17 protein-coding genes are annotated in these 18,809 nt (G+C 37.3%); 10 read left to right on the top strand and 7 right to left on the bottom strand.

Going from position 1 to position 18,809, the window contains the following annotated elements; genetic code table 11:
• Positions 1–111 precede the first annotated feature (111 nt).
• The 3 genes from rsuA (at position 112) to PMI_RS04075 (ending at position 2,899) form a co-directional block, all read left to right on the top strand.
• Complete coding sequence (rsuA, locus tag PMI_RS04065; protein ID WP_004247801.1) at positions 112–816, top strand: 16S rRNA pseudouridine(516) synthase RsuA; 705 nt, start codon at positions 112–114, stop codon at positions 814–816.
• Positions 817–851: 35 nt separating this feature from the next.
• Positions 852–2,036: a Bcr/CflA family multidrug efflux MFS transporter gene (locus PMI_RS04070; protein ID WP_004247802.1), complete on the top strand. Its 1,185-nt coding sequence runs from the start codon at positions 852–854 to the stop codon at positions 2,034–2,036.
• A 515-nt stretch (positions 2,037–2,551) separates the two neighbouring features.
• A complete protein-coding gene (locus PMI_RS04075; RefSeq protein ID WP_004247049.1) occupies positions 2,552–2,899 on the top strand; it encodes a YejG family protein in 348 nt (115 codons plus the stop codon).
• A 185-nt stretch (positions 2,900–3,084) separates the two neighbouring features.
• On the opposite strand, the gene mepS is transcribed toward PMI_RS04075, so the two are convergent.
• Positions 3,085–3,699 carry a bifunctional murein DD-endopeptidase/murein LD-carboxypeptidase gene (gene mepS, locus PMI_RS04080; protein WP_004247050.1) on the bottom strand — a complete coding sequence of 205 codons (615 nt, stop codon included), beginning with the start codon at positions 3,697–3,699 and terminating at the stop codon, positions 3,085–3,087.
• 348 nt (positions 3,700–4,047) lie between these two features.
• On the bottom strand, positions 4,048–4,770 hold the full coding sequence (locus PMI_RS04085) for a phosphatase PAP2 family protein (RefSeq protein ID WP_004247051.1): 723 nt from the start codon (positions 4,768–4,770) through the stop codon (positions 4,048–4,050).
• A gap of 346 nt (positions 4,771–5,116) precedes the next feature.
• Between PMI_RS04085 and PMI_RS04090 the strand changes: the two genes are divergently transcribed.
• Positions 5,117–5,428: a YmdA family protein gene (locus PMI_RS04090; protein WP_004247804.1), complete on the top strand. Its 312-nt coding sequence runs from the start codon at positions 5,117–5,119 to the stop codon at positions 5,426–5,428.
• A gap of 264 nt (positions 5,429–5,692) precedes the next feature.
• Complete coding sequence (locus tag PMI_RS04095; RefSeq protein WP_004247806.1) at positions 5,693–6,019, top strand: YmdA family protein; 327 nt, start codon at positions 5,693–5,695, stop codon at positions 6,017–6,019.
• Positions 6,020–6,153: 134 nt separating this feature from the next.
• Here PMI_RS04095 and yeiP read toward each other — a convergent pair whose 3' ends face one another.
• From yeiP to PMI_RS04120, 5 genes are all read right to left on the bottom strand, one after another.
• Positions 6,154–6,726, bottom strand: coding sequence for an elongation factor P-like protein YeiP (yeiP, locus tag PMI_RS04100; protein WP_004247807.1), 573 nt, complete (start codon positions 6,724–6,726; stop codon positions 6,154–6,156).
• A gap of 134 nt (positions 6,727–6,860) precedes the next feature.
• Positions 6,861–8,102 (bottom strand): tryptophan permease, encoded by a 1,242-nt coding sequence (gene mtr, locus PMI_RS04105; RefSeq protein ID WP_004247056.1) that lies wholly within the window; start codon positions 8,100–8,102, stop codon positions 6,861–6,863.
• A gap of 296 nt (positions 8,103–8,398) precedes the next feature.
• A complete protein-coding gene (locus PMI_RS04110; protein ID WP_012367754.1) occupies positions 8,399–8,815 on the bottom strand; it encodes a nucleotide triphosphate diphosphatase NUDT15 in 417 nt (138 codons plus the stop codon).
• A gap of 84 nt (positions 8,816–8,899) precedes the next feature.
• Complete coding sequence (gene nfo / locus PMI_RS04115; protein WP_012367755.1) at positions 8,900–9,745, bottom strand: deoxyribonuclease IV; 846 nt, start codon at positions 9,743–9,745, stop codon at positions 8,900–8,902.
• A 147-nt stretch (positions 9,746–9,892) separates the two neighbouring features.
• On the bottom strand, positions 9,893–10,978 hold the full coding sequence (locus PMI_RS04120) for a YeiH family protein (RefSeq protein WP_012367756.1): 1,086 nt from the start codon (positions 10,976–10,978) through the stop codon (positions 9,893–9,895).
• Between the two features lie 184 nt (positions 10,979–11,162).
• Between PMI_RS04120 and yieE the strand changes: the two genes are divergently transcribed.
• From yieE to PMI_RS04140, 5 genes are all read left to right on the top strand, one after another.
• A complete protein-coding gene (gene yieE, locus PMI_RS04125; RefSeq protein ID WP_004247811.1) occupies positions 11,163–12,053 on the top strand; it encodes a DNA-binding transcriptional regulator YeiE in 891 nt (296 codons plus the stop codon).
• A gap of 122 nt (positions 12,054–12,175) precedes the next feature.
• Positions 12,176–13,663, top strand: coding sequence for an amino acid permease (locus PMI_RS04130; RefSeq protein WP_004247812.1), 1,488 nt, complete (start codon positions 12,176–12,178; stop codon positions 13,661–13,663).
• Positions 13,664–14,443: 780 nt separating this feature from the next.
• Positions 14,444–16,426 carry a ligand-gated channel protein gene (locus tag PMI_RS04135; protein WP_012367757.1) on the top strand — a complete coding sequence of 661 codons (1,983 nt, stop codon included), beginning with the start codon at positions 14,444–14,446 and terminating at the stop codon, positions 16,424–16,426.
• A gap of 751 nt (positions 16,427–17,177) precedes the next feature.
• Positions 17,178–17,387 (top strand): hypothetical protein, encoded by a 210-nt coding sequence (locus tag PMI_RS19560; RefSeq protein ID WP_012367758.1) that lies wholly within the window; start codon positions 17,178–17,180, stop codon positions 17,385–17,387.
• A complete protein-coding gene (locus tag PMI_RS04140) occupies positions 17,377–18,756 on the top strand; it encodes an APC family permease (protein WP_004247065.1) in 1,380 nt (459 codons plus the stop codon). Before PMI_RS19560 ends, PMI_RS04140 begins: the two co-directional genes overlap by 11 nt.
• Positions 18,757–18,809: the final 53 nt, after the last annotated feature.

The following is an 18,809-nucleotide window of genomic DNA, read 5'->3' on the forward strand; positions in this document are numbered from 1 at the left end:
GTGAAAGGCTAAATGATTTAAGGGTAAATTAATTAGTTGTTTTATTGTTAATATTCATTTTTAATAGATGCCTCATATCAGATGGTACTCTTCCATTTTTCAGAGAAATTCATGCGATTAGATAAATTTTTATCCCAGCAATTGGGGATTAGCCGTAATTTAGTAGCTCGTGAACTTAGAGCGGGGCTCGTGACTATAGATGGTGAAATGGTAAAAACAGGTGCGACTAAAATCACACCTGAACAAGAAGTTGCTTATGATGGCAATGTGTTGACACAAATTTTAGGCCCGCGTTATTTTATGTTGAACAAACCTATTGGTTATGTGTGTTCAACGGATGATCCTGTTAACCCCACCATTCTTTATTTTATTGATGAGCCACTAGCACATAAATTACATGCTGCGGGGCGTTTAGATATAGATACTACAGGGTTAGTGTTATTAACCGATAATGGTCAATGGTCTCATCGTATAACGGCACCTAAACATCACTGTGAAAAAACGTATGTCGTAACGCTGGAACAGCCTATTGCTACGGATGTCGCTGAGAAATTTAAAACAGGTGTCCAGTTAAATGGCGAAAAAGAATTGACTAAGCCTGCTACATTGGAAGTAATAACACCGACTGAGGTAAAACTGACCATCAGTGAAGGGAAGTACCATCAAGTTAAACGTATGTTTGCTGCGGTGGGTAATCATGTTGTCGCGTTACATCGAGAGCGTATCGGTGATATCACATTAGATGATGCTTTAGCGCCAGGAGAATACCGACCGCTAACAGAAGAAGAAATCAATAGCATTCATCTACCTAAATAATAATTATATTTTGTCGTTTTTTGGAGTTTAACTGCGTGCAAGAGCAACGTCCGTCGTACTTTAGCCTCATTTTAATATTGGGGCTTATTTCCATGCTTATGCCACTGGCTATCGATATGTATCTGCCAAGTTTACCTACTATAGCACGGGATTTTGGCGTGCCTGGTGGCCAAGTTCAGATGACATTAAGTAGCTATATCTTTGGTTTTGCTATTGGACAAATGGTCTATGGGCCGATGGCAGATAGTCTAGGGCGTAAACCGGTTATTCTAGGTGGTGTGATTGTTTTTGCATTAGCATCGAGCGCTTGTGCATTATCTGACTCGATCGATATGCTAATTGGTATGCGTTTTCTACATGGATTTGCTGCCGCCGCTGCAAGTGTTGTCATTAATGCTTTAATGCGGGATATGTTTTCAAGAGATGAGTTCTCAAGAAGTATGTCATTTGTTGCATTAGTCATGACGATTGCCCCATTATTAGCGCCATTACTTGGTGCTTGGGTGATGAACTGGTTCTCATGGCATGCTATTTTTTGGAGTATCGCTATTGCGGCGATCATTGCTGCTGCATTAATTGCGCTCTATATACCGGAAACTTTGCCCAAACAGCACCGCCAACGCTTTAGTCTACGAGTGACATTTAGTCAATTTATTAGCTTATTTAGAGCACGTCGAGTACTTTGCTATATTCTGGCATCGGGATTTTCTTTTGCAGGGATGTTTTCATTTTTAAGTGCAGGGCCTTTTGTTTATATCGAACTACATGGTATTCCATTCGACCAATTTGGCTTGTACTTTGGTTTTAATATTATTTTCTTGATTGTCATGACCAGTATCAATGGGCGCTATGTGCGCCGATTTGGTGCACTGAATATGTTACGTTTTGGGTTAACTGTGCAGTTTTTAATGGGCATATTCTTAATATTGGTGGTTGCCCTTAATTTACATTTTTACTTCCTTGTTGTGGGAGTGGCTATGTATGTTGGTGGGATAGCCATGATAACCTCAAATGCGATGGCCGTTATTCTTGAAGATTATCCACATATGGCGGGTACGGTATCTTCTTTAGCCGGTACTATCCGTTTTGGTGTGGGGGCTTTAGTTGGAACCGCTATTGCAATGTTACCCGCTAAAACTGAGTGGCCGATGGTGAGTTCGATGGCATTTTGTGTTATTTGTGCCATGAGTTTCTTGTTACTTGCTCGTCGTTATAAATAAGAATATCACGCTATAAATACACTATATTTATAGCGTTTTCCTTTCTATTTATCTTTAAAATGTCATTATCACCATGTTTTTCACTAAATATTTCTCTAAATTCTCTCCCTTCAATGTAACTTATTTGATTTGCATCAACACTTAATGTTGTGTTTTTGTTAAATTAACTAGGGTTTATTTTAATAATCATCTATTATTGTTTTAGTAATATGAAATATCATGATAAAAATTGATAGATTGTTTTACTTAAATGCGTAAAATTTTATGCAATTATTTTATATAGTTGATAAAATGTTAAATAAATGAAAGAATAATTGAAAAGGGTAATCAGGGCTGATATGAAGGTTGATAAAGGTTAAGCGAAATAAACAGCTTAAAATACCTCTCTTTTTGTAAGATTATTGTAACGTTCATGCTTTATTTTTAACAATATTTTAATATGTGTGTGAGCAAGTCAGTTCAAACTCGTATTGATGATGTATTAAATTAACGTGTTGATGAAACAGGATTGATTTGTGGAAAATGTACAACTTTCGGTGGTTCATAAGCTGCCGCTGAGTTATCGGTGGCTAGCAGGCTTTACAGGAACAAGGGTAGAAATTCTACCTGAGAATGATGCTAGTAGACAAAATACCTTGATTGGCTTAAAACTGTTAAGTCATGATGGTATGACTTTAGATGAGGCAATACAGAACTTACAAAAGTATCTGAATAATCTCAATATTGAAAATGTGATTATTGAGTGGGATGGCGTACCTTGTTTATTTTTACATAGTGATGATGAGTGCGCAGCACTTTGTTGCTTAAAAAATGCTGGGGTTGCAATTGCTGAGCCATTTCCAACAGACTACTCTTATCTGTAGTTCTTTTTTGTTCTTAATGGGTATTTCTCTACGACATATGCACAATCTATAGCTATGTACTTAGATAAAAATACTCACTAACGATGGCTATATGGCTCTGTTATGCAAGAAAAAACAACATAAAAAAGCCCCATACTCAATAAGTATTGGGGCTTTTTTATTGCGATAAGATATAAGGGAAAATTTTATCTTAATGACGCTTGAGAATAGTTATCAGCAAGACTTGTTGTTGTATTATTATCAATGATCCGACGTGCTGTATAGAAACGGTTTTTCCAATAGACATTGGACATTTCAGAAACGATAACACCACTACTGGTTGACGCGTGAACAAACTTATCATTACCGATATAAATACCAATATGACGCATAGTGCGACCAGTCTTAAACAGTACTAAGTCACCCGCTTTTAAGGTTGAACGATTAACTTTGGTACCGGCAAATTGCTGATCGGAGGTTGAACGAGGTAATTCGACACCAAATTGATCACGAAAAGTTCTTTGGACAAAAGCGGAACAATCAATACCACTTTTTGTATTGCCACCTAAGCGGTATGCAACACCTTTCCAGTCTGCATATTGGTCAAGTATCTTAGATTTTATATCGAGATTCTTCACCAATGATTCAAATTCATCTTGAGATGCTTGGGAAATAGATGTGCTTGAAGATTTATTAAGTGGGGCAGTTGTTGAATTAGCTAAGCGTGAAGACGCGTTTTGTGAACTACAGGCTGATAACGTAGCTACGACAATAAACGCCGGTATGAGCTTAAGCATTCTCATAAACGGTTTATTTCTCATTGTGACAGATTTCCCTTACATCCTTATGTGCCAGATGAGCACATGAATATTCACCAAATAACCAGAGAATATAGTGTAATTTAACTCTGGCAACCCTATTTCGCGAAAAACGTGCTCTAAAGCACGTAAATATCCACATTAAACAATAAATAATGTGGAAACGTAAAAAGTTTACATAAAGAAAAGTCAAATGGCGAGAGGAAAGAGGCTTAATTTACAAAACATTAGATAATAAAGAACACATACTAAAAATGATTATCTTTTTGTTATAAAACTATCCTTTACAGATAAAAAAATAAGCGCTCAGTAGGGCGCTTATTTTTACTTTTACTTATTTTTTATACTTAATTAGCTAAATGCTTTTTTGCCTTTAAAAGGGAGATGTTCATCTAGCCAATGAATGATGATATCGGATGCAGGGGTTATTAATAACCAGCTTGTTGTGACTAAAGTGAGCGAGATAGAGCCAACTAAGATATCAGAAGCCCAATGTGCGCCAGCCATAACACGAGGTAATGAAAAAATTACCGTAATTAAAAGAGCGCATAAAAAAGAGCGAAATGAAAGATAACGTAATATAAAGCTACAAAAGATCAGTAGCATCAAACCATGATCGCCAGGAAAGCTATCACCTGATGCATCTTTAGTCGGTATTCCTGTCACTACACCTACGCGGTGTACATCGTGAAAATGAAGTGTTGGGCTAGGTCTTTCGATAGGAATATTTTGTCCAATCTGATTAATTACGATTGCACTTAGCACCATAACTATACCCACAATAATGAGATGGCGTTTGCCCTGATAATCTTTCTGACGAAAAGTATGGTAATACAACCCTCCCATCGCCAGCAGAATAATCACATCGAATGCTCGATTATTGACATAAGCCACAAACATAGCAAAAGAAGAGTCTGGCAATAGTTGCCGATTAAAAAAATAAAAGATATGTGTATCTATTGAAAGCCAAAAGCCATGTTGTGCGGGAAGATACCAAGATAAAAAAAGAGTCAATCCAACCAAATTTAACAGCAAGATAAGAGACAATTTTTGTTTAGCAGTAGAAAGTTTCATAAGGATAATTAAAAAATTCGTTGATTAATTGTGATCTAAATCACAAATATTCCAAGTTTATGGCAGGGACTATAGCCAAAATAAAAAAAAATATCTTTGCAATTAATTGCTAAGGCAAATGTTATCTTTTTGTTTCAGGCTTGTTAGCTTCTCTTATCTTGATATAAGTCAAATATAGAATATTTTTTATTGATAGTCTTAATTTGAGTATTTTATAATTTCTTTCTAAACTTTAATCAAAGATAAAAGTTAAATAAATAAAGTTACTAGCCGATATTAGTTATTAGTTTAATAGCATATTGGCTCGTGGACATTCTGTACTTAAATAAATGAGAGGAGGTTTATTTTGAAAAAGATACCGATAGTTTTAGCATGTCTAGGTCTATTATTAACGGCACCTAGTTTAGCACGTGAAAGTAAAGTGTTAGGTTCAACAACAATTACTTTTGTTGGTGCTATTGTCGAAGGCGGATGTTATGCATCATCAGAAGAAAATACTGTTAAAACAAGTTGTTGGAATGGTAAGGAGATGAAAGACTTCCAATATAAACTAGATGCTAATCAGCAATTTAACTCGCAATTAATTAATAATAAAGGTTTTATGGATATCGAATGGATTAACGATCATTTAGCAGTAATGAATATTGTTTATAATTAGTTAATTAATACTAATAATAAAATAAAGTGTGTTAATTAAATAGAAAGTTGATGTTTAAATAATTAGGTTATTAAAGTTATGAATATTTGACTTAAGCTTAAATCAACGTTGATTTTTTATTTATAAATAAAAACCACTCATATTTGATAGACATCAAACATTCTTATTGTGTCTATATGAATGTCATATTTTATTGCTATGATAAAAGTATGTCGAGTAGGCGTGATCCTCATACCTACTGCGCAAACAAGAAGTGAGGTCGTTATGAAAAAATATCTGACCATTTTATGCAGTCTTCTCGTTTCCAGTTCGATATCATTTGCTTGGGCGTCAACAGCACAGCAAACCACAGGACAGATTTATGTACGAGGAGCGATTGTTGATCCAGCTTGTGAAATTAATTTCACACTCGATCAAGCTGAGTACCAATGTTACAAAAATAACAAAGTCTTTACATCAACCCAGTCTATTTTCCCTACCTCTTTTGAACAATCATCATCAATTATACTGCCTCAAAATATGGGGAAAGCTGAAATCCGTTGGATGGATGGCGCTGAAAAAAATGGATTGATTAATGTGCAATATTTTTAATTGTGTATTGACAGGGAATGATTAGGTAAACAAGTCAAATAATCGTTGTCACAGTGGGTTTCTTACGATTATCTGACCTATTTAGCATCACATCAGTAAAATATTACTTTGTGAGGGAGGTTTTTGGCGGTTAATTAATCAGCACGCCCCATATAGCGACGTTCAGCAATATGAATACGGATTTTATCCCCTGTAGAAAGATATTCAGGGACTTGAATGACTAATCCAGTAGGTAAAGTCGCAGGCTTAGTACGAGCGCTCGCTGACGCGCCTTTAATGCCCGGTACTGTTTCGATAATTTCCATATCAACAGTTTGCGGTAACTCTAAAGCTAAAACTTGTCCATCCATAGTTAAAACCTGCATCCCAGCTAAGCCTTCTTCTGGAATAAACAGCAGCTCTTCTTCAATCTGATCTTTTTTGAAGGTGTAAGGTGTATAATCTTCATTGTCCATAAAGACATATTCATCACCATCGATATACGAGAAACTGACTGCACGGCGTGTTAAGTTGATAGTATCGAGGATATCATCCCCTTTAAAACGTTCTTCTACTTTTTGGCCTGTACGAATATCAGTAAAGCGCATTTTATACAAAGTACTTGCACCGCGAGCACTTGGCGCTTGGATGTCGATATCTTTTACCAATAATAATTTATTGTTATAACTGATAGCCATACCGCGCTTAATTTCATTAGCTTTTGCCATAGGTAACCTTCTATAAATAGCATTGACGATAATGGCGACAAAATTACTCGTAGTACTGAAACTTGGCAAGTATTTCGCAATATTTTTTTGGCAGAAGAAGGTTCAAGCCAGCATATTGCTGGCTTGACGGAAGATCAGCGGTAAATAGGTAGGAGATTAAAGTTTGCTAATATGTGTGCAATCGCATTAATTGCACCAAATAAGATCACAAAGATAATCATAAAGGTGCCACCAGGTGCTTTAAAGCTTTGTTGCTGATGACGTTGGCGACTGGCTTTTGCCATTAATGCTGGAATAATCGCCGCCCAAATAGTGGCTGCAAGTCCTGCAAAGCCAATAGCATACAAGAAGCCATCAGGAAAAATAATCGCTAGAATGGTAGGTGGTACAAAAGTTACGATGGCTGATTTTAAACGTCCTGTCCCAGTATTTGAGAATTTAAAGAAATCAGCTAAATAATCAAATAACCCTAAAGACACGCCTAAAAATGAACTCGCTAATGCCATATATGAGAACAAGTCTAATAAGAATGAAACGGAAGTATTTGCTGTATTGATACGCATTTGTGCCAGTAAGTTACCAATATTTCCGCCTTCAGCAATGACTTGTTTAAAGCCTTCACGAGGAATATTACCTTGTACAACAAACTGCCATAAAATGTAGATAGCCAGCGAAATCAAGGTACCAATTAATAGACTTTTCATCACGGCTTTACCGTCTTTACGGTAGTAGGTGACTAATCCAGGAATATTGCCGTGATAACCAAAGGAGGTTAATAAATAAGGTAATGCGGCTAGTGCATAAGGTAAATAACTGGCATGGCTTTCTGTTGTATTAAATAATACTGGCATTTTCACTTCGGTAAATAATCCACCGATAGCAAATACAAAAGCCACAATCATACCGCCAATTAATATGGTACTTAAGCGATCAACGGCTCGGGTTGATAACCAAACGAAGAAAGCAACAACAAGGGCAAATACTAAGCCTGCAACGGCTTGTGGCAAGCTAACCACATTAGCAAAATTTTGCACAATGATGGAGCTACCTGCAGAAATATAGGCATAAGTTAAAATATAGAGAACAAAAGCAATAGAAAGACCATTAATGGTACTCCATCCCTTACCTAATAAATCTTTGGTAATAGTATGAAAGCTTGATCCTAGGGGGTAGTGAAGATTAACTTCTAAGATCATTAAGCCAGACATAAATAGGCAAAACCAAGTATAAATGAGTAAAAAGATAGAGCCGGTAAACCACACACCGGAAGTCACAATAGGGATGGAGAACATACCGGCGCCTACCGCCGTACCGGCAATAATCATCGCACCACCGAGTATAGATGGGCGTTTAGCAATGGATGTGACTTCTGACATAACATGTCCTTATAAAAAATGACTCAATGTACTAGCTTGATAGTGTAGAGAATACACGCTTGATCTGAGGGTGTAAATAGAGCACTTCCTTGTTTATTAAATAAAAAATGAATAAAAATAGTACAATAAGTTTTTATCTTTATATAAATCAATGGGTTAAATCATTTGCACTCAAAAATAAGCCAAATATAATAAAGGACATTAAACAGAAAAAAGATCACGTTGAATAATAACTAAGTAGGGGAAAAACATTATTCTGAATAAAGAATATTCAGAATAATGATGAAGAGTGTTAATTAAGGTTGATAGAAACGTTTACTTTTCCATAAAGCAATAGAATTACGGCTCGCTTCAAAATGGGGTTCAGGTAAATCATCAGGTGAGCACCAGCGTAGTTCAGAACATTTATCTGGCTCCATTAACTTAGGCTCGCCACCTTGATATTGCGCTAGCATACAGATAGATACGGTATGTTTACCTTCTAATTGATAAGTTTGTAGATTGTTGCTGATCCCAATCACTTCAGGAGTAGGGATGGTAATGCCAATCTCTTCTTCAATTTCACGAATAGCACATTGCTCAAAGGTTTCCCCCGGATCAACATGGCCACCAAAAATTGACCAATAAGGAGCGTGTTTACCACAGCGTTTACCTAATAATACTTCACCTTTTTCATTGACGATGATCACTCCAACACCAACGACTACAGACATGAGAGACTCCAAAATAGCATACGGATAAAAAAATAGAGGCTTGCGATTTTAGTACATCAAATCGCAAGTAAAAAAGAAATAAGGTTATTGAGTTTGTTGTGATTTTAACCAAGCTATTTCTTCTGGCCAAATATCAGGATTAATTGTTTCTAAGATAAGTGGGATCCCATCAAAACGGATATCTTGCATAATATAAGTAAAGGGTACTTTGCCAATATTGCCTTGGCCTAAACTATGATGGCGATCGACACGACTAGCCAATTCGCTTTTAGCATCATTTAAGTGCATGGCTTTTAAATATTGAAAGCCGACAATATTATCAAATTCAGCAAAGGTCTTTTCACAGTCTTCAACGGTACGTAGATCATAACCTGCAGCAAAAGTGTGACAAGTATCAATACAAACGCCCACTCGAGATTTATCTTCTACACCATCGATAATAGCGGCGAGATGTTCAAAACGATAGCCTAAGTTAGTGCCTTGTCCAGCGGTATTTTCAATCACTGCGGTCACATTTTGGGTTTTATCTAAGGTGATATTAATTGATTCAGCGATGCGTTGCAGACATTTATCAACATCGATTTTTTTTAAATGGCTACCTGGGTGAAAATTAAGTAATTCAATGCCTAATTGCTCACAGCGTTGCATCTCATCGAGAAAAGCGGCTCTTGATTTTTCAAGGGCTTCTTCTTCTGGATGCCCTAAATTAATCAGATAGCTGTCGTGTGGTAAAATTTGTGCTGGACCATAGCCATAGATTTCACAATTTTTTTTAAATTTATCAATCGATTCAGTTGATAACGGGGCTGCTTTCCATTGGCGCTGATTTTTAGTAAAAAGAGCAAATGCCGTTGCTTTGATCTCATGAGCTCGTAATACAGCCTGATCAACACCACCTGCAGCACTGACATGTGCGCCAACAAATTTCATCATAGTTCTCCTCTAATCTCATTTCACACTACGATAACAAATCGTGGGCTTATTGACATCTGAATATGAGGAAATATAAAAAAGCGCAACTTAAACTAGAATAAGTTGCGCAATACGGAGGTACATACTCAAGGATAGATTAAACAATCAAATCAACACAGATTGGATAAAGATATTAATAGCAGCACCACCTAACGTTAGCCAGAAAAAGAGAAATAAAGCTAGCAGTAGTGGTTTTACACCCGCTTGACGTATCGCACTAATATGCGTTGTTAAACCTAATGCCACCATCGCCATTGCCAATAAAATAGTATCAATAGTGACGATATGGTTCACAATAGCGGCAGGAATTAAATTAAATGAATTAAAACCAGCCATTAAGATAAAGAACACAGCAAACCAAGGAATAGTTATCGGACTTTTTTCTGTTGTCGCACCTACTGTTTTACGGCCCTTTTTACTAATATAAGTAGAAAGGATAATTAAGAAAGGTGCCAGCATCATCACGCGGATCATTTTACTAATTACGGCCGCATTTTCTGCATCTGGACTAATTGAATGACCCACCGCAACAACTTGAGCGACTTCATGTATGGTTGAACCAGCGAAGATACCAAAAGTTTCTTCACTAAAAGGTAACCAACCCGCAAAAGCGTTAAGATGGAAAAACCATGGGTAGAGGAAAATACCGATAGTTCCAAAAATTACGACAGTGGATACAGCCACCGCAACTTGGCTCGCCTGAGCTTTGACAACAGGCTCTGTTGCCATGACCGCAGCCGCACCACAAATACTACTACCCGCACCAATTAACATGACGGTTTGATCATCAAGACCAAAATATTTTTTCCCCACCCACATTGCAATGAGAAAAGTTGAGGTCAACATAATAGCGTCAATAATTAATCCTGTTGCGCCTACATCTGCAATTTGCTGAAAAGTGAGTCTAAATCCGTATAGGATGATCCCCGCACGTAGTAAATAGTGTTTAGCAAACTTAACGCCTTCATCACTATAAGGTTTAGCGATGGGATAAACCGTATTACCCGCAATAATGCCAAATAAGATAGCCAGTGTAAGAGCACCTAACCCCATACTGGAAAACCATGGAATATCACCTACGTAAATAGCGAGGGCGGTTAATATACCTGTTAGCAGCAAGCCGGGGAGCCAGCGATAAACAGGAATAAAACATTTTTTAGCCAATGTGGTTGTTTGACTTTGCTCTGACATAGAAAAACCTTGCTCATGTAAATTTTGCATAAGCATATAACAGATACTATTATTTATTAAATTCATTATTTTTATAATAATAACCACTAAAACTAATATAGGTATATTTTCACAATTGTTCTTGGTATGTTATTGGTTTGTGGATAGTATGTTATTACTATGACAGCTAAAAGGTGGGATGGACATGCGTATTACATTGCGACAACTGGAAGTATTTACTGAAGTACTTAAAAGTGGTTCTACAACACAGGCTTCACAACAGTTGGCATTATCTCAATCCGCTGTGAGTGCTTCTTTAACTGATCTAGAAAATCAGTTAGGAGTACAACTTTTCGATAGAGTGGGGAAGCGCTTAGTGACTAATGAACACGGGCGATTATTATATCCAAGGGCACTCTCTTTACTTGAGCGTGCTACTGAAGTAGAGCAGTTATTTCAAGCCGGAAATGGTGCTTTACGTATTGCTGCAAGCACCACTATTGGTAATTATATTTTGCCACAAATGTTGGGTAATTTTCATCGTAACTACCCCGATATTCCACTTGAAATGAGTATTGGCAATACGGAAGAAGTCGTCAAATCAGTCAGTGAGTTCCGTGTTGATTTAGGCCTTATTGAAGGGGCTTGCCAAAGCTCTGAATTGATCAGCCAAAAATGGCTACTGGATGAAATGGTCATATTTTGTTCCCCTGAACATCCTTTAGCTAAGGCGAAAACAGTGACATTAGCCGATCTTCAATCCGCGCCGTGGATCCTACGTGAAAACGGTTCTGGGACGCGAGATGTACTCAATCATCTGCTGTTTGCTTCATTACCCGGATATCGAATCGAAATGGAATTAGGTAATTCAGAAGCGATAAAACATGCTGTAATGTATGAAATGGGGATTAGTTGTTTATCTCGCCGAGTGATCCAAGATCAAATAGAGAGTGGCTCTTTAAAAGAGATAAAGGTCGAAGGTCTAAAATTACAACGTACTTTATATTTGGTCTATCATCGCCAAAAACATGTCTCTGATGCCCTCAAAAAATTACTTTCATATTGTAATGCTGAACATTTAATCGACAACGCTTGATAAGTTACTAATAATTGAAGCCCGATTATGAAGGTATCTTATAATCCTAGATCCTTGCTATTCACCACAGCCAGATTTGTTACAATTGATGCTAGGAATATGAATATAACCGTGGAATGATAATGTCAGAACAACAAACAGATACCGCAAAATCGGGTGCGGTACGCACTTTGCGTCGAGAATTAAAGGCGCGACATTTAGCGATGATCGCTATTGGTGGTTCAATTGGTACAGGGCTTTTTGTCGCATCAGGTGCAACTGTTGCTCAAGCAGGGCCAGGGGGCGCATTGCTCTCTTACGCATTAATAGGACTTATGGTCTATTTCCTTATGACCAGCCTTGGAGAGTTAGCGGCATTTATGCCTGTTTCCGGATCTTTTTCAACCTATGGCTCTAAATATGTTGATGAAGGATTTGGTTTCGCACTAGGCTGGAACTACTGGTACAACTGGGCTGTGACGATTGCAGTTGACTTAGTCGCCGCGCAGCTCGTGATGCTGTATTGGTTCCCTGATGTGGATGGTTGGATTTGGAGTGCGTTATTTTTAGCCGTTATTTTCTTGCTTAACTATATTTCTGTAAAGGGATTTGGTGAAGCTGAATATTGGTTTTCATTAATTAAAGTATCGACCGTGATTATTTTTATTGCGGTGGGTATTGCGATGATCACCGGTATTATGAAAGGTGCTGAAAATGCAGGTTGGCACAACTGGGAAATCGGCGATGCGCCTTTTGCTGGTGGTTTTGCCGCTATGATAGGGGTAGCGATGATTGTTGGGTTCTCTTTCCAAGGAACTGAACTTATCGGTATCGCAGCGGGGGAGTCGAAAGATCCTGCGAAAAATATTCCTAAAGCAGTACGTAAAGTTTTTTGGCGTATTTTACTGTTTTATATCCTAGCTATCTTAATTATCAGTTTAATCATTCCTTATACCGATCCTAACTTGCTACGTAATGATGTGGGTGACATCAGTGTGAGTCCGTTTACACTGGTATTTAAAAATGCAGGGTTACTTTCAGCTGCCGCTATCATGAACGCAGTTATTTTAACGGCGGTGCTTTCGGCAGGGAACTCCGGTATGTATGCATCTACGCGTATGTTATTTACCTTAGCAAGAGAAGGTAAAGCGCCGAAATTTTTTGGTAAATTATCCAAAAACGGTGTTCCACGTAATGCACTTTATGCAACAACAGTGGTTGCGGGTTTATGCTTTTTAAGCTCAATGTATGGTAACCAAACGGTTTATTTATGGTTATTAAATACATCAGGTATGACAGGATTTATTGCTTGGTTAGGTATTGCAATCAGTCATTACCGTTTTCGTCGGGGTTATGTAGCACAAGGTCGTGATCTGAATGAATTGCCATATCGTTCAGGCTTCTTCCCTGTAGGACCTATTTTTGCCTTTATTCTCTGTTTAATTATTACATTAGGTCAAAACTATCAGGCATTTTTAGAAGATACTATTGACTGGTATGGTGTTGTGGCAACCTATATTGGGATCCCATTATTCCTGCTGATTTGGTTTACCTATAAAATAGTGAAGAAAACACGTTTTATTCGCTACAGTGAAATGCAGTTTCCTGAGCATATTGAAAACAAAAAATAGTTAGTTTTATCACTAAATAGAGAGCCGGCTAATTTGTGAACTTTATCACAATTTAGCCGGCTCTTTTTCTATTCTATGACTAATAATTACACAAATAAGAGAAAATTCTAATTTATATTCGCAATCGCATTGATAAGTATTCTTATTTGCTTTATTGTTAGCAAACAATTTATTGCATAATAATGTGACGACAGTGTTATTGGTTATAGAAAATAGATCTGATGTATGTAAAGCGTCATCATCCACTCTCTAGAGCGATTTTTAGCTCATCTAATAACGCATCGTTGTATAAGAAGTCATATATTGAATATCGCGTATTATATCAATTAAGCGAATTTTCCTCTTATTTGTCACATTATTCTCAATTAATCAATTTTAATGCAAAAAAGTGATGAATAAATTATCAGGTTAAACTTTGGCATATTTATCTGTTAATGAAACAGCTGGATAGAAAATCAATAGCAATATGCAAATAGATGTAGGTATATATTTGTTTGATTAATCTACAGACAAGCCTGATAAATATATTGTCACTATTAATAGGATTTTATTAACACATTGTTTTAAAAGAAAATTTATATGTCAAATTACTTGAATGATAAAAATATTATAGAAGCATAAAACAATAACAGCAGAAGTATAGGAATTTAGTCAATAGGGATATAAAAATAATATCAAAATAACTAAGGGTAATTAAATTAATTACCTTCATTGTTGAGCAACTGTCGATCTGTCCATCTATATAAAACTTAAAGAATATATATTCTTGGAGAATCGGGAATGGTAGTGTTAAAGAAAAATAAAATTGCGCTTGGCGTTGTTGCTGCTCTTGCATCAAGTTTTGTGATGACAGCTTCCGCAGAAGATCCTGAAAGGTTACTGGTGACAACCGCTTCGGGATTTAAACAGACTGTTGAAGATGCTCCAGCTTCTGTTTCAGTTGTAACTCGTGAACAATTAGAAACAAAATCATATCGTGATGTGACTGATGCGCTAAAAGATGTTCCGGGGGTGCTAGTGACGGGGGGCGGTAGCAGCTCTGATATTAGTATTCGTGGTATGGATCCTAAGTATACCATGATCTTAGTCGATGGTAAGCGTGTTGCATCTCGTGAAACGCGTCCTAATAGTGATAACTCAGGTATTGAACAAGGTTGGTTACCTCCTTTACCCGCGATTGAGCGTATTGAGGTAGTAAGAGGCCCAATGTCTTCTTTATATGGCTCTGATGCCATGGGAGGCGTTATCAATATTATTACGCGTAAAGCGCAAAAAGAATGGAACTTTAGTTTACGTGGTGACACAACGTTGACTGAGCGTAAAAATGAAGGAAATACAGGACAAGGTAGTTTCTATGCTGCAGGTCCATTGATTGATAATGTGTTAGGTCTAAAGCTGCAAGGGCAATATTCTCACCGTGGTGAAGATAGACGTGTTGATGGCTATAACCGTCAGATCACGGCAAGTGGTGGCGGTACATTAAGCTGGACACCAGATGAGAAAAATACCGTTGAATTTGAATTTAAAAAAGATAATCAACATCGTGATTCACGTGTTGGCTATTCAAAATCAGCTGAACTTGTTAAAGGAAAGGCACCACAAAGTAGCTTTACTGATTATGAGCTAACGCATTATGCTTTAACCCATGATGGTATTTATGATTTTGGTACTATGAATACCTATGTTCAGCGCGATGAAAGCCGCAATCCATCACGTAAAATGGATTATGATGATACAACTGTTCGTAACCAAACCGTCTTTATGTTTGGTGATCATATGTTAAGTGTCGGCGGTCAATATCGCTATGAAGAGCTGAAAGATGAAGGCAATAAGCTTAAAGGTAATAATAAGCTAGATCGCTATAGTTGGGCGCTGTTTGCTGAAGATGAGTGGACATTGACAAACGACTTCGCTTTAACCGCCGGTTTACGGATGGATAAAGATGAAAACTTTGGTACTCACTGGACACCGCGAGTTTATGGTGTTTGGCATTTAGCTGATGAATGGACATTAAAAGGTGGGGTATCTACTGGATATCGTTCACCGGATTTACGTCAAGCGACAGCCACTTGGGGACAAGCTACAGGCGGTGGTCGTTATGATGCGGTTATTTACGGTAATCCTGATTTAAAACCAGAAAAATCGGTGACAGAAGAAATTGGTATTATTTGGGATAATCGAGATAATTTAAATGCAAGTATTACGATTTATAATACTGATTTTAAAGATAAAATAATGGAAAGGCGCGTTTGTGACAAAGACTCATCTAAACCATGTAAAGCGAGTGATGGATTTGGACATGTTTATGATTTTGTGAGTACTCGTGAAAATGTTGATAAAGCCAATATGCGCGGTGTTGAAGTTACTGCTAACTGGATTATTTCCCCAGAATGGAATTTAGCAGCAAACTACACGTTCACAGATACGGAACAAAAGAGTGGCGATTTCAAAGGTAAGCCTCTGAATAAGCAACCGCGCCATATGGCAAACGCGACCTTAAATTGGGAAACCACACCTGAAATGGAAACTTGGGCACGCATTAATTTCCGTGGTAAGACATCAGACTATTTATCACGTACTTCAATGGCTAAGAGCACACCTTCATACGCCTTTGTTGATGTAGGTACTAGCTATAGTCTAACGAAGCAACTAAATCTGATCGGTGGCGTCTATAATGTTTTTGATCGTCGCATCGAAAGAGATAATTACGGTTCAACCTTAGAAGGCCGTCGTTATAACATCGGATTAAACTACAACTTCTAGTTTTATCCCTCAGTGTGTGTCAATCAAGCTCCACATTATGTGGAGCTTTTTTTGTTATTTAATTAAAGCCAATACTGGCAAAATGCATAATAGGCATTTATATTTAGTTTAATGAATCACCTAAAAATAAGGTTCATTTGTTTTAACCACTGACTATCTTTACTGAATACTTAATCTTTTTTTCTTATTACTGAAAATCATTTTTGATTACTCTATATGGCTTGTTGAAAAATAATGGTATTTCAGTTGGCTGTATCTTTTTTAGTCTTTATAGCGTGAAATAAGCAATTAATTTACATTAGATTTATTTATGCATTATTAATACTTTATTTTGGTTGGTATTGTTGTATATAACATGCAGAATTAATTAACTTTTTGATTGTTAATGTGTTAATGATTTTTGTTGTTTAATACCAAACGACAATAGGCTATATCTCAAAGTTAGGCTTTGTGATAAAAACGCAAATATTGTCAATGAAATGTGACAGTAAAGGCTAACTTAGTTTGCTATTTAAAAAGATCGTAAAAAAAGGTGGTTTTTTGATGAAAATCTATTGCTATTTAAGTCTGAGACGTGCAAAATGCGCCCACTAAAAATATGACTGATGCGTTTTAACTGCATCGGTTTTTTTTTGCTTTTTACTTATTACTACACCAAGAGGTCAGACTTATTTTAGTCTGAATAGATAACATAATTTGATTAGCAGCCAGCCCCTTAGAGAAAGGGTTGTCGTGATAGAGGAATGCTAATATGGTACAATTATTCCCTTTCGCAGTCGGGCCTAACGGCACCTGCGGTAATGATGACTACGGAGCACGGCGTCTCCTAAACTCACTCCTGTCCTCAAAAACTTCTTTCTATTCTGTTTATAGACAGATGCGAAGTCTTCCCAGTAACTGTCGGTTGAGTTTATCAAGTACTCAGTTCGAAGTTATGGGAGGGTTCGCTCATGTCAGATAATGTCATCTCCTCTATCGGCACCAATCAAACTGGTGTTAATAACCGTGTTCAATTACGCAAAACATTGACGCTAATGCAAGTCGTCATGATGGGGTTGGCATTTTTACAACCTATGACGATTTTTGATACTTTCGGTATTGTATCAGGTATAACCAATGGTCATGTGGCAACATCATATGCTATTGCGTTAACCGCTATTTTATTTACCGCAGTGAGCTACGGGAAATTAGTCAAGCGTTTCCCTTCAGCAGGCTCTGCTTATACTTATGCACAAAAATCCATGAGTCCACATGTTGGTTTTATGGTTGGGTGGTCTTCATTATTAGACTACTTATTTATGCCAATGATAAATATCTTATTGGCTAAAATTTATTTACAAGCCATATTCCCAGGCGTTGATCCGTGGATCTTTGTTGTTGCGTTAGTCGCGTTAATGACATTTTTTAATCTACGCGGAATTAACGTTGTGGCTAACTTAAATACCGTTATTGTTGTTATTCAAGTAGCTGTAATGGTGGTATTTGTTGGTTTATTAATTCATGGCGTATATAACGGCGAAGGTACAGGGGAGTTATGGACTTTCCGCCCATTTGCGTCAGTAGATGCTGAATTAATCCCAATGATAACCGGCGCGACAATTTTGTGCTTCTCGTTCTTAGGGTTTGATGGCATTAGTACCTTATCTGAAGAAACACCCAATGCCGGTAATGTGATACCAAAAGCGATTTTCTTAACTGCGTTAATCGGTGGTTTAATTTTTATCGCTGTTTCTTATTTTTTACAATTATATTTCCCAGATATTTCACGTTTTAAAAATCCAGAAGAGTCACAACCTGAGATTATGCTGTATGTAGCAGGAGCCTTGTTCCAGTCTATTATCTTAGTGTTTTCTTGTGTGACGGTATTAGCATCGGGTATGGCGGCTCACGCAGGTGTTGCGCGTCTGCTGTATGTGATGGGACGTGATGGTGTATTCCCTGAAAAAGCGTTTGGTTATGTTCATCCCAAATGGCGTACACCGGCATTTAACGTACTGTTAGTTGGCTTTTTAGCGCTAGGGGCGATCTTTTTTGATTTAGTCACTGCTACAGCGTTAATTAACTTTGGTGCGTTAGTGGCATTTACCTTTGTCAATTTATCTGTTATTTCGCAGTTCTACATTCGTGAGCGTCGTAATAAAGGGTTAATGGATCATATTAACTATCTTATATTACCGATTATTGGTGCCGCGACAATGGGGGTACTGTGGGTAAACCTTGAACCAGGCTCTATGGAATTAGGACTGATTTGGGGGGCAATTGGTATACTTTATATGGTGTGGATCACTCGTCGATTCCGTCGACCTATGCCTCAAATGCCAGAGAAATAACATTGTATTTAGTATGTTGATTATTTAAAAATGGCCTCATTAGTGAGGCCATT

It is taken from the genome of Proteus mirabilis HI4320, assembly GCF_000069965.1.
Lineage (GTDB): Bacteria > Pseudomonadota > Gammaproteobacteria > Enterobacterales > Enterobacteriaceae > Proteus > Proteus mirabilis.